Consider the following 14217-nt stretch of genomic DNA (forward strand, 5'->3'; position numbering starts at 1 on the left):
GATGACCAAACCTCAGGGCCTTGGATCAGGCGCAGTAAAGCCCGTAGAGCGTCTTCAGGATCGCGCGAACCTCGTGGCTCGCCAGCCGGTAATAAATGGTCTGGCCCTCGCGGCGCGTGGCGACCAGATCCAGCGCGCGCATTATCGCCAGGTGCTGCGACAGCGCGGCCTGCCGGAGGCCGACCTGCTCGGCCAGCTCACCGACCGCGCGCTCGCCGTCGATCAGGTTGCACAGCACCATGAGCCGCTTCGGGTTGGCCATGGCCGACAGCAGGCGCGCGGCCTCCTCCGCCTTGTCCTCGAGACCTGCGGCTACGGAGGCGGCCATCGAGGGAGCCTTGGCTTTCCGTGCGACCCGCGCTGTCATGATTGTTACTTCCTTATTTTCGCATATAGGAAATATTGCACATGATATTGGATTGCAACGCGTACTTCGCCGGAGACAACCAAGCAGCATGATCAGCGGGACGACAATCTTCACCGCACTCGCGGGCGGCGCGCTGATCGGGATCGCCGCCGTGATGATGATGGGCCTGACCGGCCGGATCGCCGGCGTCAGCGGCATTGCCGCCCGGCTGCTACCGCCATGGGACGGCGCGCTCGCCGGCCGGTTCGCATTCGTGGCCGGCCTCGTCGCCGCGACGCTGGCGGTCCGGCTCACCACGGGCAGCCTGCCGCCGCTGATCCTCTCGGTCGGCCCGTTGGCCCTGGCGGCAGCGGGACTGCTGGTCGGGTTCGGTGCGGTGTGGGGCAACGGCTGCACCTCGGGTCACGGCGTCTGCGGCATCGCCAGCCTCTCGCCGCGCTCGATGGTCGCGACGCTGGTGTTCATGGCGACGGCCGTCGCGACCACCTTTCTCGCACGCCACGTGATGTGAGGCGGTCATGGCCATTTTCGCTCAGTTCATCGTCGGCCTCGTCTTCGGGCTCGGACTGCTGCTCTCCGGCATGTCCAATCCGGAGAAGGTGCTGAGCTTCCTGGATCTCGCAGCGATCCGCTCCGGCGGTTGGGACCCCAGCCTGATGCTGGTGATGGCCGGCGCAGTCGGCGTCACCTTCGTCGGCTTCCGGCTGGTGCTGCGGCGTCAACGCCCCGTTCTCGACGACCGCTTTCATCTGCCGCCCTCGCAGACCCTGGACTGGCGGATCGCGACCGGGCCCGCCATCTTCGGCATCGGCTGGGGACTGGCCGGGATCTGTCCGGGTCCGGCCTTCGTCGCGCTCGGCTACGGCTCGCCCGCGATCGCGCTGTTCGTGGTCGCCATGTTCATCGGCATGGCAGCCGCACGCATGCTTGCGAACCGCCGGCCGCAGCTCTCCGCCGCTCTCGCAGAATGAGCCAGCTGCGCCCGACAGAGGCGCCGCTTGCACTCGTACCGCTCAACGCGCTCTGAGCACGCACTCCCGGCGCACCGGACATGCGCCGCTCTGCCTCTCCACTAGCTCGATGCCACAAAACATAAGGGACGCGCCACGTCATCGCGGCACGTCCCTCAAATCGCATCGCGCGATCGGCTTACGCCGCGTTGCTGCCTTCTTGGCGGCTGGCCTCGAACAGGAACCAGGTGCGGCGCTCGGTCTCGTCGATGAAGTTCTCCAGCAGACCCGCGGTCGCCGGATCGTCATTGTCGTCGCACACCTCGTGCGCTTTACGCATCGCGGCCGCGATGTGCTTGTTGTCTTCCATCAACTCCCGCAGCATCTCGCGCGGCGGCACATACTCTTCGTTGTTGTCCTTGATGGTCTGCAGCTTGCTGATCTGGCTGATCGATTTGATCGTGGTGCCGCCGATCTTGCGCACCCGCTCCGCCAGCTGGTCCGTGGTGGCAAAGATCGCATCCGACTGCTGGTCGAGCATCTCATGATAGTCATGAAAATGCCGTCCACTGACGTGCCAATGGAAGTTCTTGGTCTTCAGATAGAGCGCAAAGGCGTCTGCCAGGAGCGTGTTCAGAGCGGTCGAGATCTTGTTCACGGCGTCCGGCGACAGATCGGTCGGGGTATCGAGCTCGGGGGCGGTCTTATCGGTCTTTGCTTTACTCACGGCCTAACCTTCCTGTTAGAAGCAGCGATGGACACGGGTAATCGGACCCGTTAACGCTCGCTGACCCCTCCGGTTCCGATCAAGGAACTGTGTTTGCCGGAACCCGCCATGGACGATTGGATCGATTACTACGATTCCACGCACACGATCTATGCGAGCAAGCTGCACCGCGACCTGCACTTCGAGGGGATCGCGCGCGACATCGTCGGCTACATTCCGTCGCCCGATGCCGTCGTGCTCGACTATTCCTGCGGCGAAGCCCTGTCGGCGGCCAAGGTCGCCGACGCCTGCATGACCCTGATCCTGGCCGAGCCGGCACCAGGCGTACGCGGCCGACTGATCGCGCGCTTCGCGCCCAACACCAAGATCCGCGTCCGCTCGCTCGACGAGCTGCGCAACATGCAGGAAGCCTCGATCGACCTCGTCGTCATGAATTCGGTGGCGCAGTACATGAGCGAGACCGAATTCGCTGCCGCCTTGGCGGTAATCCGCCGGCTGCTGAAGCCGTCGGGACAATTCGTGCTCGGCGACATCCTGCGGCCCGAGGTCGGCATGGGGCGGGACGTGCTGGCCCTCTTACGCTTCGCCGCGCGCGATGGCTTCCTGAAGGATGCCATGGTGGGCCTGGTGGCGACCGCCCTGTCCGATTACCGGCAGCTGCGGACCAAGGTCGGCCTGCAGCGCTACAGCGAGGCCGATATGCTGGCCCGGCTCAAGACGGCCGGCTTCAGCGCGGTCCGGGCACCCAAGAACATTGGCCACAATCCCTGGCGCATGACCTTCGTCGCGAGACCCGCGCCCTGAACCGCAGGCTGATCTTCGGCCGCCTTCATCTCGCCACATCCTGCAACAGGGTTAGGGTTAACTGAAACACGGGCTGGCTCACGGCTCCGTGAAAGGTAAGATCGTTCTCGGCCCGGTGGCGGAAGCTACGACGCGAAGAGCGGTGCAACGCTCTTGAACCTGGTTCAAGTCCAGGCCGGGCCTCCAGCCTTCGCTGCTTTTGCAGCTTCGGCTCGGCAAGCAGCCAAGATCGGCCGTCCTAGCGCCCTGCCCTCGCCAATTTGGCCGTTGATTTCGGCCCAAAACCCTTTTCGCTCAGAGGAAACTGGTCTAAAGACCGCTCGCGCGCGAGCACCGGTCGCGCCTTGGCCTTCCCTGGGCCTGTGGGGGACGCGCGGCACGCGCGCCCTTTTTTTGTGCCCAGATCTCTGCCGTTTCTTGCCCGTGAGCTTGAATGCCGAAACGAACCGACATCTCGACCATCCTGATCATTGGCGCCGGTCCGATCGTGATCGGCCAGGCCTGCGAATTCGACTATTCTGGCACGCAGGCGGTGAAGGCGCTGAAGGAGGAGGGCTATCGCGTCGTCCTCGTCAATTCCAATCCGGCCACGATCATGACCGATCCGGAATTGGCGGACGCGACCTATATCGAGCCGATCACGCCCGAGATCGTCGCCAAGATCATCGAGAAGGAACGCCATGTCATCCCCGGCGGCTTCGCGCTGCTGCCGACCATGGGCGGCCAGACCGCGCTGAACTGCGCGCTGTCGCTGCGCCGGCAGGGCACGCTGGAGAAGTTCGACGTCGAGATGATCGGCGCCACGGCTGACGCTATCGACAAGGCCGAGGACCGCCAGCTGTTCCGCAACGCGATGGAGAAGATCGGGCTGCAGACGCCGAAGTCGCGGCTCGCCAACGCCTCCGCGCTGAAGAAGCAGTATCGCGACAAATACCTCGCCGAGCGCGAGAAGCTCACGGGCGCCGCGCGCGACGAACTCGACCGGCAGTGGACGCTCGGCGAAAACGACCGCCGCAAGCGCTACCAGGAATATGCGCTTGGCGAGGCGCTCATGGCGCTGTCCGAGATCGGCCTGCCCGCGATCATCCGTCCGTCCTTCACCATGGGCGGCACTGGCGGCGGCATTGCCTACAACAAGGAAGAATTCCTCGACATCATCGAGCGCGGTCTCGACGCCTCCCCCACCAACGAAGTGCTGATCGAAGAATCGGTGCTCGGGTGGAAGGAGTACGAGATGGAGGTCGTCCGCGACAAAAAGGACAACTGCATCATCGTCTGCTCGATCGAGAACCTCGATCCGATGGGCGTGCACACCGGCGACTCCATCACCGTCGCGCCGGCGCTGACGCTCACCGACAAGGAATACCAGATCATGCGCGACGCCTCGCTGGCGGTGCTGCGCGAGATCGGTGTGGAGACCGGCGGCTCCAACGTGCAGTTCGGCGTCAATCCCGCCGACGGCCGCATGGTCGTGATCGAGATGAATCCGCGCGTGTCCCGCTCCTCGGCGCTGGCCTCAAAGGCCACGGGCTTCCCGATCGCCAAGGTCGCGGCCAAGCTCGCGGTCGGCTACACGCTCGACGAGATCGCCAACGACATCACCGGCGGCGCGACGCCTGCGTCATTCGAGCCGACCATCGACTACGTCGTCACCAAGATTCCGCGCTTCGCCTTCGAGAAATTCCCGGGCGCCTCGACCACGCTGACCACCTCGATGAAGTCGGTCGGCGAGGTCATGGCGATCGGGCGCACCTTCCAGGAGAGCCTGCAGAAGGCGCTGCGCGGCCTGGAGACCGGGCTGACCGGTCTCGACGAGATCGACATCGAGGGCCTCGGCCGCGGCGACGACAAGAACGCAATCCGCGCCGCGCTGGGCACGCCGACGCCAAACCGTATCCTGCAAGTTGCGCAGGCGATGCGCCTCGGCTGGTCGGATGAAGAGATCTTCAACTCCTGCAAGATCGATCCGTGGTTCCTGGCGCAGATGCGCGGCATCGTCGAGATGGAGGACAAGGTCCGCCGTCACGGCCTGCCGCCGAACGCGAATGGCATGCGCAGCTTGAAGGCGATGGGCTTCTCGGACGCGCGGCTCGCGGTGCTCGCCAACACCACCGAAGCCGAGGTCGCCGCCAAGCGGCAGGCGCTCGGCGTCCGTCCGGCGTTCAAGCGCATCGACACTTGCGCGGCGGAGTTCGCCTCGCCGACCGCCTACATGTATTCGAGCTACGAGACGCCGTTCGCCGGCCAGCTCGGCGACGAGAGCGCGCCGTCGGACAGGAAGAAGGTCATCATCCTCGGCGGCGGTCCGAACCGGATCGGCCAGGGCATCGAGTTCGACTATTGCTGCTGTCATGCCTGTTTCGCGCTAGCGGATGCCGGCTACGAGACCATCATGGTCAACTGCAATCCGGAGACGGTGTCGACCGACTACGACACCGCCGACCGGCTGTACTTCGAGCCGCTGACGGCCGAGGACGTGCTCGAGATCATCGCGACCGAGCGGCAGAACGGCACCGTGCATGGCGTCATCGTGCAGTTCGGCGGCCAGACGCCGCTGAAGCTGGCCCGTGCGCTGGAAGCGGCCGACGTGCCGATCCTCGGCACCTCGCCGGAGGCGATCGATCTGGCCGAGGACCGCGACCGGTTCAAGCGCGTCCTCGACAAGCTGCATCTGAAGCAGCCGAAGAACGGCATCGCCTATTCGGTCGAGCAGGCGCGGCTCGTCGCAGCGGATCTCGGCCTGCCGTTGGTGGTGCGTCCGTCCTACGTGCTCGGCGGCCGCGCGATGCAGATCATCCGCGAGGACAATCAGCTCAGCGACTACCTGCTCGGCACCCTGCCCGAGCTGGTGCCGGCCGACGTCAAGGCGCGCTATCCGAACGACAAGACCGGCCAGATCAACACGGTGCTCGGCAAGAACCCGCTGCTGTTCGACCGCTATCTGTCTGACGCCACCGAGGTCGACGTCGACTGCCTCTCCGACGGCAAGGACACCTTCGTCGTCGGCATCATGGAGCACATCGAGGAAGCCGGCATCCATTCCGGCGACTCCGCCTGCTCGCTCCCGCCGCACTCCCTGGACGAAGCCACCATCGCCGAGCTGGAGCGGCAGACCCGCGAGCTGGCGCTCGGCCTCGACGTGGTCGGCCTGATGAACGTCCAGTATGCGATCAAGGACGGCACGATCTACGTGCTCGAAGTCAATCCGCGCGCATCGCGCACGGTGCCGTTCGTCGCCAAGGTGGTCGGCACACCCGTCGCCAAGATCGCGGCCCGAATCATGGCCGGCGAGAAGCTCGCCGATTTCGGCCTGAAGAAGCGCGCGCTGAAGCATGTCGGCGTCAAGGAATCGGTCTTCCCGTTCGCCCGCTTCCCCGGCGTCGACACGGTGCTGGGCCCGGAGATGCGCTCGACCGGCGAGGTGATGGGCATCGACCGCTCCTTCGCGGTGGCCTTTGCCAAGAGCCAGCTTGGCGGCGGCACGCGTGTGCCGCGCAAGGGCACGGTGTTCGTCTCGGTGCGCGAGAGTGACAAGAGCCGGATCACCGAGGTCGTGCGCATGTTGCACGAACATGGCTTCAAGGTCGTTGCCACCTCGGGCACCCAGCGCTTCCTGGTCGATCAGGGCGTGCCGACGGAGAAGATCAACAAGGTGCTGGAAGGCCGGCCACACATCGTGGACGCCATCACCAACGGCGACATCCAGCTGGTCTTCAACACCACCGAAGGTCCGCAGGCGCTCGCCGACAGCCGCTCGCTGCGGCGCGCTGCCCTCTTGCATAAAGTGCCGTATTACACCACTCTTTCGGGTGCCGTGGCGGCTGCGCAAGGCATCCGTGCCTATCTCGGGGGAGACCTTGAGGTCCGCACCTTGCAGAGTTACTTTTCCGAAAACTAATCGCGTGGCGCGGGCGAGAGCCCGCTAAGCGATTGGCAATCATTGGAAATGACGCCCTCCGGCAGGAACTCGCTGCCCGGTTCGATGTTGGTCCCGCCTTTGACGGGACCGGCGCGGCCGAGCTTTCAGGCTTTGCTTTGAGCCGCAATGGCCTATTCTGAAGATGCTGATCGTGCGCGCCTCTGCCCGCACGGCTGAAGGACGAGAAGAGATGGTGGAAAAGGTTCCGATGACCGCCGGCGGCTACGCCGCGTTGGAGACCGAGCTCAAGCAGCGCCAGTCGGTGGACCGCCCGCGCATCATCGAGCACATCGCCGAAGCGCGGTCCCATGGCGACCTGTCGGAGAACGCGGAATATCACGCCGCCAAGGAAGAGCAGTCGCACAATGAGGGCCGCATCGCCGAGCTCGAGGACAAGCTCGCGCGCGCCGACATCATCGATGTGACGAAGCTGTCGGGCGATACCATCAAGTTCGGTGCGACCGTCACCCTGATCGATGAGGACACCGAGAAGAAGACGGTCTGGCAGATCGTCGGCGAGGTCGAGGCCGATGCCAAGAAGGGCAAGATCTCGATCACCTCACCCCTGGCCCGTGCCCTGATCGGCAAGAAGATGGGGACCACCGTCGAGGTCATGGCCCCGGGCGGCGCCAAGTCCTATGAGATCGAGAAGGTCGAGTGGCGCTGAGGCGGTCTCGCCGCACGCATCGCCAGAAGAGTCTGGACTGACCAAGGGCTGCGCGAAGCGCGGCCCTTTTCGCGTTTTGGGACCTGCGCCCGATCCAGGCAGTTCGGCAGTACACGGTCAATTCATCGGGCCGGGAAGACAGACGCGGTGACGGGGTTACAGGAATGGGCTAGGTCAGGACCGGCGAGCCACGCCGGACTTGATATCTGGGGCCGCCTTACCGATTTCCTGGATGGGGGACGATCACACATGGAGCAGATGCTCTCGAAATGGCAACCGGCTGTGCTCAGCCTGTTTCGCTTCATCACCGGCCTGCTGCTGTTTCAATACGGCGTGGCGAAGATCTTCAAGTTTCCGGTGATTCCGTACTTCGCGAATATCCCGCCGCTCATCTACACGGCCGGCATGGTCGAACTCGTGCTCGGCGCGCTGCTAATGGTCGGCCTGCTGACGCGCCCGGTCGCCTTCATCCTCTCAGGCCAGATGGCGTTCGCCTATTTCCTCGGCCACATGTTCAAGACCGGTGAGCCGGTCTGGCTGCCGCTCCTGAACAACGGCACCGCGGCAATCGCCTTCTGCTTCTCGTGCCTGTATCTGGCGACGGCGGGCGGCGGCCCGATCAGCCTCGACGCGTTGCTGCGCAAGAAGAGCTGAGCGTTCGCTTCATCTCCGTGTCATTCCGGGGCGATGCGCAGCATCGAACCCGGAATCCAGAGACTACCGACGCCACCTCGAGATTCCGGGTTCAGCCCCTTCGGGGCTGCCCCGGAATGACGGCCACGTTCAATTGCGGCCCTTCACCTCGAGCGGCACCGCCGCGTCGTATTTCGAATTGTGCAGCACCAGCGACGTCCGCACGTTGCGCACATGCGGTGCCGCCGTGAGATGCGTCACGAACTCCTGGAAGGTCGCCATGTCAGGCGCCACGCATTTCAGGATGAAGTCGACCTCGCCGGACAGCATCCAGCACTCCCGCACCAGCGGCTCCGACCGCACGAACTCCTCGAACGCCTTCAGGTCGGCATCGGCCTGGCTCGAGAGATGAACCGCGGCGAACACGGTGACGTCGAAGCCGAGCTTGCGCGGATCGAGCAGGCCCCGGTAGCCGGTGATGTAACCTTCCTCCTCCAGCGTCCTGACGCGCCGCAGGCAGGGCGGCGGCGAGATCCCGACCCGCTTGGCCAGTTCCACATTCGTGATCCTGCCGTCGGCCTGAATTTCGCTCAGGATTTTGAGATCGATATCGTCGAGATTCTTGGTCACGGGGGATTGGGGGCTGGCGGGAACAAACGGGAGGCGGGCCCCCGGGTGGATCGCAATCTCTTAGCGCAAGCCGGTCAATTTGCGCAATTTTATTACTCTAGATTTCCCCTGTTGACCGGGTCGTGAAGGGAAAATTCGCCGAGATGCGTTGCAATTCTTGCATAGCTTGCCAGATGGCTTAGACTTGGATTTGACATTTTCGATGGGGCCTCGGGGCGTTTCGTCCACGCATTCCGCTCGCTGCGTCGTCAATCTCCCCCTTTCCAGCGAGTTCTCGTCGCCATGCAAGCTCCGATCCATGCCAAAGTCGTCATCATCGGTTCCGGCCCCGCCGGCTATACGGCGGCGATTTACGCGGCACGGGCCATGCTTGAGCCGGTGCTGATCCAGGGCATCCAGCCCGGCGGCCAGCTCACCATCACCACCGACGTCGAGAACTATCCGGGCTTCGCCGACGTGATCCAGGGCCCCTGGCTGATGGAGCAGATGGAGAAGCAGGCCACCCATGTCGGCGCCAAGATCCGGACCGATCTGGTGACCAAGCTCGAGCTTGGCCAGCGTCCGTTCCGCCTGACCTGTGATTCCGGTGACGTCTATCTCGCGGAGACCGTGATCCTGGCCACCGGCGCCCAGGCGCGCTGGCTGGGCCTGCCGTCCGAAGAAACGTTCAAGGGCTTCGGCGTCTCGGCCTGCGCCACCTGCGACGGCTTCTTCTATCGCGGCAAGGAGGTCGTCGTTGTCGGCGGTGGCAATACCGCGGTCGAGGAAGCGCTGTTCCTGACCAATTTTGCCTCCACCGTCACGGTCGTGCACCGGCGCGATCATTTCCGCGCCGAGCGCATCCTGCAGGAGCGGCTGTTCAAACACCCCAAGATCAAGGTGGTCTGGGACAGCGTGCTCGACGAGATCTGTGGCGCGAGTTCACCATCGAAAGTCACTCACGTTCGGCTGAAAAACGTCAAGACCGGCGCGCTCACCGAGCTGCCCGCTGATGGCGTTTTCGTCGCGATCGGCCATGCGCCGGCCACCGAGCTCGTCGCGGGACAGCTCAAGCTGAAGCCGTCCGGCTATGTCGAGGTGGTGCCCGGCTCGACCGCGACCTCCGTCCCCGGCGTGTTCGCCGCCGGCGACGTCGCCGACGAAACCTATCGGCAGGCGATCACCGCCGCCGGCATGGGCTGCATGGCAGCCCTCGAGGCCGAACGCTTCATCGCCCACGCGGCGAGCGAACGCGCCGCTGCGGAATGAACTGACGATGCCACGATCACGGGATGGATTTACGGATATGGATTGGGACAAGCTGAAGGTGTTTCACGCAGCGGCGGAAGCTGGCAGCTTCACGCATGCCGGGGAGCAACTCGGACTGTCGCAATCGGCAGTCTCGCGCCAGGTCAGCGCGCTCGAGCAGGAGCTGGCGGTCTCGCTGTTTCATCGCCATGCGCGCGGCCTGATCCTCACCGAGCAGGGCGATCTGCTGTTCCGGACCGCGCATGACGTCTTCATGCAGCTGCAGGCGGCACGGGCCAAGCTGACCGACAGCCGCGAGCGTCCGAGCGGCGACCTCAAGATCACGACCACGCCCGGCGTCGGCATCAACTGGCTGATCCCGCGGCTCGGCGAGTTCACCGCGATGTACCCGGAGATCCGGATCTCGCTGATCGTCACCGACGAAGAGCTCGACCTGTCGATGCGCGAGGCCGACGTCGCGATCCGCACCCGCAAGCCGACGCAGCCCGATCTGATCCAGCGCAAGCTGTTCGCGATCAGCTTCCATGCGTACTGCTCGCCGGAATATGTGAAGCGCTTCGGCACGCCGCGCACCCTCGACGAGCTCGACGACCACCGCATCATCATGCTCGCCGACGGCCAGGTCGCGCCGCATCTGCAGAACCGCAACTGGCTGGTCGATGCGGGCCGCAACGGCTCCGGTCCGCGCGAGGCCTATTTCAAGGTCAACAACATTCTCGGTCTCGTCCGCGCCTGCCAGCAGGGGCTCGGCATCGCCGCGCTGCCCGACTATCTCGTTGAAGAGAACAGCCGTCTCGTGCAGCTGTTCGGCGAGTCCGATTCGATCCAGCTCGACACCTACTTCGTCTATCCCGAGGAATTGAAGACGGTCGCACGCGTGCAAGTGTTCCGTGACTTTGTCGTGAGCAAAGCGCAGCGCTGGCCGGCTTGAGATTGTGCATGTCTGACATGCGGCCTGCCTAGTTGCTGCAGGGCCGCATGAAGGATCATACTGCTTGAGTACTGAGCGTTGGCGCTGCGCATTGTCCCCCTCCTCCAGTGGCGTGAGCGCTCGGGAATCCCTCTTGGAAGGTGATTGTGTCGGCCTCATTGGCCAAAACCTCCAGCCGGGCTCATTGGGCCCGGCTATTTTTTTGTGCCGTCGTCTGAGCTCACGTCGTTGACAGCGCGTCGTGCACGGCGCATCTAGATCTCATGTCCACGATTTCGCGCATTGCACTGTCGTCGAAAAAAGCTCCCCTTTCGGGGACATGTGGACGCGCGCGCTAGACTCTCGTTCGAGCAGACGCCGCATCACCAGGCCCCGCCGCAAGGACGGGGTTTTTTCATGTCCCGTCTCCGGCCATCCAGCATGAGAGACGATCATGACGACATCCAGCACACACCTCCACGGCCTCTGGCTTCCCCTGATCACGCCGTTCCGGGACGGCGGGCTCGACGAAGCCTCGCTGCGACAACTGGTCCGCCACTACGCGGCCAAGCCGATCGACGGCTTGGTACTCGGCGCGACCTCCGGCGAAGGATTGTCGCTGTCGTGGGACGAGCGCGCCCGCCTCGTCGAGGTGGTCCGCGCGGAATGCGACGGCATCGGACGTTCCCTCCCGATCTGTCTCGGCCTCGGCGGCGTCGCGACGTCTGATCTGATCGAGGCGCTCGATCGAACCGCATCATGGCCCATCGACTTCTATCTGATCTCCAGCCCGCCCTATGTCCGTCCCTCGCAGCGCGGGCTGCTGGCGCATTTCACGGCGCTGGCCGATCGGACCGCCCATCCGATCGTGCTCTACAACATTCCGTATCGATCCGCCGTCGGGCTCGACAACGAGACCTTGCTGCAGCTCGCGGCGCATCGCGCCATCGCGGGCCTCAAGGATTGCTGCGCCAACCGGATGCAGACGCGCGACCTGATCGCACGCCGGCCACCGGACTTCCGGATCCTCACGGGCGAGGACGCCCAGAGCTTCGACGCGCTGCAGGCCGGCGCAGACGGCGCGATCCTGCTGTCGGCGCATCTGGAGACCGCGACCTTCGCCGCCATCCTGCGCCACGTGAAGGCCGGTGAGACCGAGGCCGCCGCGACCTCTTGGGCTGAGGTCGAGGATCTCACGCGGCTGCTGTTCACCGAGCCGAGCCCCGCTCCGGCCAAGTATTGGCTCGCCCGGACCGGACTGATCGCCAGCCCCGAAGTGCGGCTGCCGATGGTCGAGGTCGGCGCCGCGCTCGCGGCCCGGCTCGACCAGGAGATCGAGCGGCGGCGCGGCGGTGGTTAATCGGAGCTAACAAAGGTCGGCAAATGCGGCGTAGTCCGAAACGCGATGTTTAAAGATGATCCGCTATCGATGTTGAAAACCTCAAAACGAGCGCGGGGGCGTCGTGGCTTTTCAGGATCATCCATTCCCTGAGCGTCAGGGATTCAGCACCGAAGACATTCTCTGGGCGATCGGGATCTGGTCGGTGATCCTGACGCTCACGCCGGCGATCGCGTTCTATCTGCTGATGGTCGCCTGATCTCGCTGCCAAAACGCGCGGTCCCCCGCGCGTTCAACTCCCATGTCCCGATCACGCCGCCTGCTTGTGCATCGCGCCGTTGGCCGACACCGTGCCGCGGATCGCCTTCACCGAGCGCTCGATCGCAGCCCACAGGCGGGCGATCTCGGCCGCCGCGCGGCCTTCCGCATAATATTCGCGCACGCCTTCGCCCTGCCCGAGCGCCATCAACAGGTCGGCGCGGTTGGTGATCTGGCCGCCCCACACCGGCGCCTTGAACTTGGCGAGCGCCTCGCGGGCGATCGTCACGATCGGGCTCTCGGCATCGTCGCGGCGCGCCGGCGCGCCGTTGAGCACGACCGCATAGGGCTTGCGCGCGGCGCGGCAGGTCTGGATCGTCTCCTGCACCGCGTTGACGTCGAACACGCCCGGACGCGCCGGGATGATCACCATGGTCGCGTTCTTGATCGCATCCTCGACCACGGCCGAGATGGTCGGCGGCGTATCGATCAGCACCCACTCGACACCGTCGCGGCGGGCGGCGGAGACGATCGCGCTCACCGAGTTCACGGCGGTCTTGATCGGCGGCTCGTTGGTCCCGCGCAGCTTGTGCCAGAGCGTCAGCGACCCCTGGGGGTCGGCATCGATGAGCAGACAGGACTTGCTCGCCTTGATCTGCGCAGCGAGATGAGCGGCCAGGGTGCTCTTGCCTGAACCGCCCTTACGCGATGCGAAAACAATAACGTTCATACCTTGGCCTCCAGATTGACCCCGGCGGCGAAAATGAATCAGCGGACTGATTCGCGGAAGATAAATTTAGCGTTTGATATGGCGTAACTCCTGATTGCTGAAACGGATTGGTTTTTGAGTCACACCGTCAGCAGAAAATGCAGCCGATGATGTCGCTTTCTCCGGCAACATCCGGTGTTCACCGCGTGTGCTTGCATGCTGAAGCTGCACGGCGTGGTGCGCATCGGCGCGTCAGGTTTCATCCGGCCGCGACTTCTTCGTCTTGCCCGCGCGCGCATTGACCGGCTTCCTGGTTGCCGCCGGGCGAATGCTCATCGGCTTGTCGGCGCGCGATGCCGCCTGCCGCGGCGGCGGACCGAACTGGGCGCGACACGGCGGCGACAGCTCGGCCTTGCGCCGGACCATGCAAGCGGTGACGCGATCGACATCCGGAATGTCGGAACTACACAGCCGGAAGGCGTCGCCCGTGCACGCCTGCTCCTGCTCGGCGGTATACGCATACGCGGAAACTGGAACCATTGTCAGGACCGGCAGCGCCGCTCCCAGCAGTGCCAACAGGACGCCCCTCATCGTGCCCTCCTCCGGTTCAGCGACACTAGTTGCAACACCCACGGATTCGCAAGCCGCGCGCGTGCGGCTTCACGCCCCTGACGCCGAACCGGCGACGCCCGGTTGGACCGCTGAAGGATTGATTCCAGCGCGTCCTCGATGCCGCTGCTCCTCCGGCCGATGTGTGACGGCAGGGCACGCAAACCGGCCGAGACACCATCAGTTCATCACACCTTCACCGGCAGCGCGGACACGCGCTCGCGGCCTCGCGGCGCCATCCGCCCGAGTTTTTCGTCGACGCCCCCCGCTCAACGCGAGGGCGCAGGGAATGCCGGGTGAAGGCCTCACCCATGGCCCGCCTGCAGAAGAATAAGCAGGCGGCAGTCACCACAGGTTCAGCCGAACATCCCTTGAGTTCAAACGGTCGTCGCAACACTGGATCGTTTTTGTTGTACCGATGACAGTAATTCGTCAAGCGCCTCGGCT

Annotated in this window: 15 protein-coding genes and 1 tRNA gene; 11 read left to right on the forward strand and 5 right to left on the reverse strand. The window is 64.6% G+C overall.

The annotated features are described in order from the left end of the window. Positions 1–25: 25 nt before the first annotated feature. Entirely contained in the window at positions 26–367 is a 342-nt protein-coding gene (locus tag ACQR1Y_RS21555) for an ArsR/SmtB family transcription factor (RefSeq protein WP_434861136.1), read from the reverse strand. A gap of 88 nt (positions 368–455) precedes the next feature. Here ACQR1Y_RS21555 and ACQR1Y_RS21560 point away from each other — a divergent pair, with 88 nt between their 5' ends. Together ACQR1Y_RS21560 and ACQR1Y_RS21565 are read left to right on the forward strand one after the other, a co-directional pair. After that, positions 456–878 carry a YeeE/YedE family protein gene (locus tag ACQR1Y_RS21560; protein WP_434875159.1) on the forward strand — a complete coding sequence of 141 codons (423 nt, stop codon included), beginning with the start codon at positions 456–458 and terminating at the stop codon, positions 876–878. Between the two features lie 7 nt (positions 879–885). Continuing rightward, a complete protein-coding gene (locus ACQR1Y_RS21565) occupies positions 886–1338 on the forward strand; it encodes a DUF6691 family protein (protein ID WP_434861138.1) in 453 nt (150 codons plus the stop codon). Between the two features lie 178 nt (positions 1339–1516). Here ACQR1Y_RS21565 and ACQR1Y_RS21570 read toward each other — a convergent pair whose 3' ends face one another. Beyond that, complete coding sequence (locus tag ACQR1Y_RS21570; protein WP_434861139.1) at positions 1517–2044, reverse strand: Dps family protein; 528 nt, start codon at positions 2042–2044, stop codon at positions 1517–1519. Between the two features lie 108 nt (positions 2045–2152). Between ACQR1Y_RS21570 and ACQR1Y_RS21575 the strand changes: the two genes are divergently transcribed. From ACQR1Y_RS21575 to ACQR1Y_RS21595, 5 genes are all read left to right on the forward strand, one after another. Next, complete coding sequence (locus tag ACQR1Y_RS21575) at positions 2153–2848, forward strand: class I SAM-dependent methyltransferase (RefSeq protein WP_434875158.1); 696 nt, start codon at positions 2153–2155, stop codon at positions 2846–2848. 109 nt (positions 2849–2957) lie between these two features. Then, positions 2958–3034: transfer RNA gene (locus ACQR1Y_RS21580), tRNA-OTHER, on the forward strand. Between the two features lie 247 nt (positions 3035–3281). After that, positions 3282–6746: a carbamoyl-phosphate synthase large subunit gene (gene carB, locus ACQR1Y_RS21585; protein ID WP_434875157.1), complete on the forward strand. Its 3465-nt coding sequence runs from the start codon at positions 3282–3284 to the stop codon at positions 6744–6746. Positions 6747–6957: 211 nt separating this feature from the next. After that, on the forward strand, positions 6958–7434 hold the full coding sequence (gene greA / locus ACQR1Y_RS21590) for a transcription elongation factor GreA (RefSeq protein ID WP_434861142.1): 477 nt from the start codon (positions 6958–6960) through the stop codon (positions 7432–7434). A gap of 249 nt (positions 7435–7683) precedes the next feature. Further along, the gene (locus tag ACQR1Y_RS21595; RefSeq protein ID WP_434875156.1) at positions 7684–8088 is read left to right on the forward strand and encodes a DoxX family protein; all 405 of its coding nucleotides are present in this window, start codon (positions 7684–7686) and stop codon (positions 8086–8088) included. A gap of 129 nt (positions 8089–8217) precedes the next feature. Here ACQR1Y_RS21595 and ACQR1Y_RS21600 read toward each other — a convergent pair whose 3' ends face one another. Then, entirely contained in the window at positions 8218–8697 is a 480-nt protein-coding gene (locus ACQR1Y_RS21600) for an Lrp/AsnC family transcriptional regulator (RefSeq protein ID WP_434861144.1), read from the reverse strand. A gap of 282 nt (positions 8698–8979) precedes the next feature. Here ACQR1Y_RS21600 and trxB point away from each other — a divergent pair, with 282 nt between their 5' ends. The 4 genes from trxB (at position 8980) to ACQR1Y_RS21620 (ending at position 12453) form a co-directional block, all read left to right on the forward strand. Next, complete coding sequence (gene trxB / locus ACQR1Y_RS21605; RefSeq protein ID WP_434875155.1) at positions 8980–9945, forward strand: thioredoxin-disulfide reductase; 966 nt, start codon at positions 8980–8982, stop codon at positions 9943–9945. Between the two features lie 7 nt (positions 9946–9952). Further along, positions 9953–10876: a LysR family transcriptional regulator gene (locus ACQR1Y_RS21610; RefSeq protein ID WP_008962929.1), complete on the forward strand. Its 924-nt coding sequence runs from the start codon at positions 9953–9955 to the stop codon at positions 10874–10876. 433 nt (positions 10877–11309) lie between these two features. Continuing rightward, positions 11310–12215, forward strand: coding sequence for a 4-hydroxy-tetrahydrodipicolinate synthase (gene dapA / locus ACQR1Y_RS21615; RefSeq protein WP_434875154.1), 906 nt, complete (start codon positions 11310–11312; stop codon positions 12213–12215). Between the two features lie 103 nt (positions 12216–12318). Next, entirely contained in the window at positions 12319–12453 is a 135-nt protein-coding gene (locus ACQR1Y_RS21620; RefSeq protein WP_434861147.1) for a hypothetical protein, read from the forward strand. 51 nt (positions 12454–12504) lie between these two features. Here ACQR1Y_RS21620 and ACQR1Y_RS21625 read toward each other — a convergent pair whose 3' ends face one another. Then, positions 12505–13182 carry a ParA family protein gene (locus ACQR1Y_RS21625; RefSeq protein WP_006610486.1) on the reverse strand — a complete coding sequence of 226 codons (678 nt, stop codon included), beginning with the start codon at positions 13180–13182 and terminating at the stop codon, positions 12505–12507. 231 nt (positions 13183–13413) lie between these two features. Continuing rightward, positions 13414–13752: a hypothetical protein gene (locus ACQR1Y_RS21630; protein ID WP_434861148.1), complete on the reverse strand. Its 339-nt coding sequence runs from the start codon at positions 13750–13752 to the stop codon at positions 13414–13416. Between the last annotated feature and the right edge of the window lie 465 nt (positions 13753–14217).

This window comes from Bradyrhizobium sp. HKCCYLRH3099 (assembly GCF_051167855.1).
GTDB lineage: Bacteria > Pseudomonadota > Alphaproteobacteria > Rhizobiales > Xanthobacteraceae > Bradyrhizobium.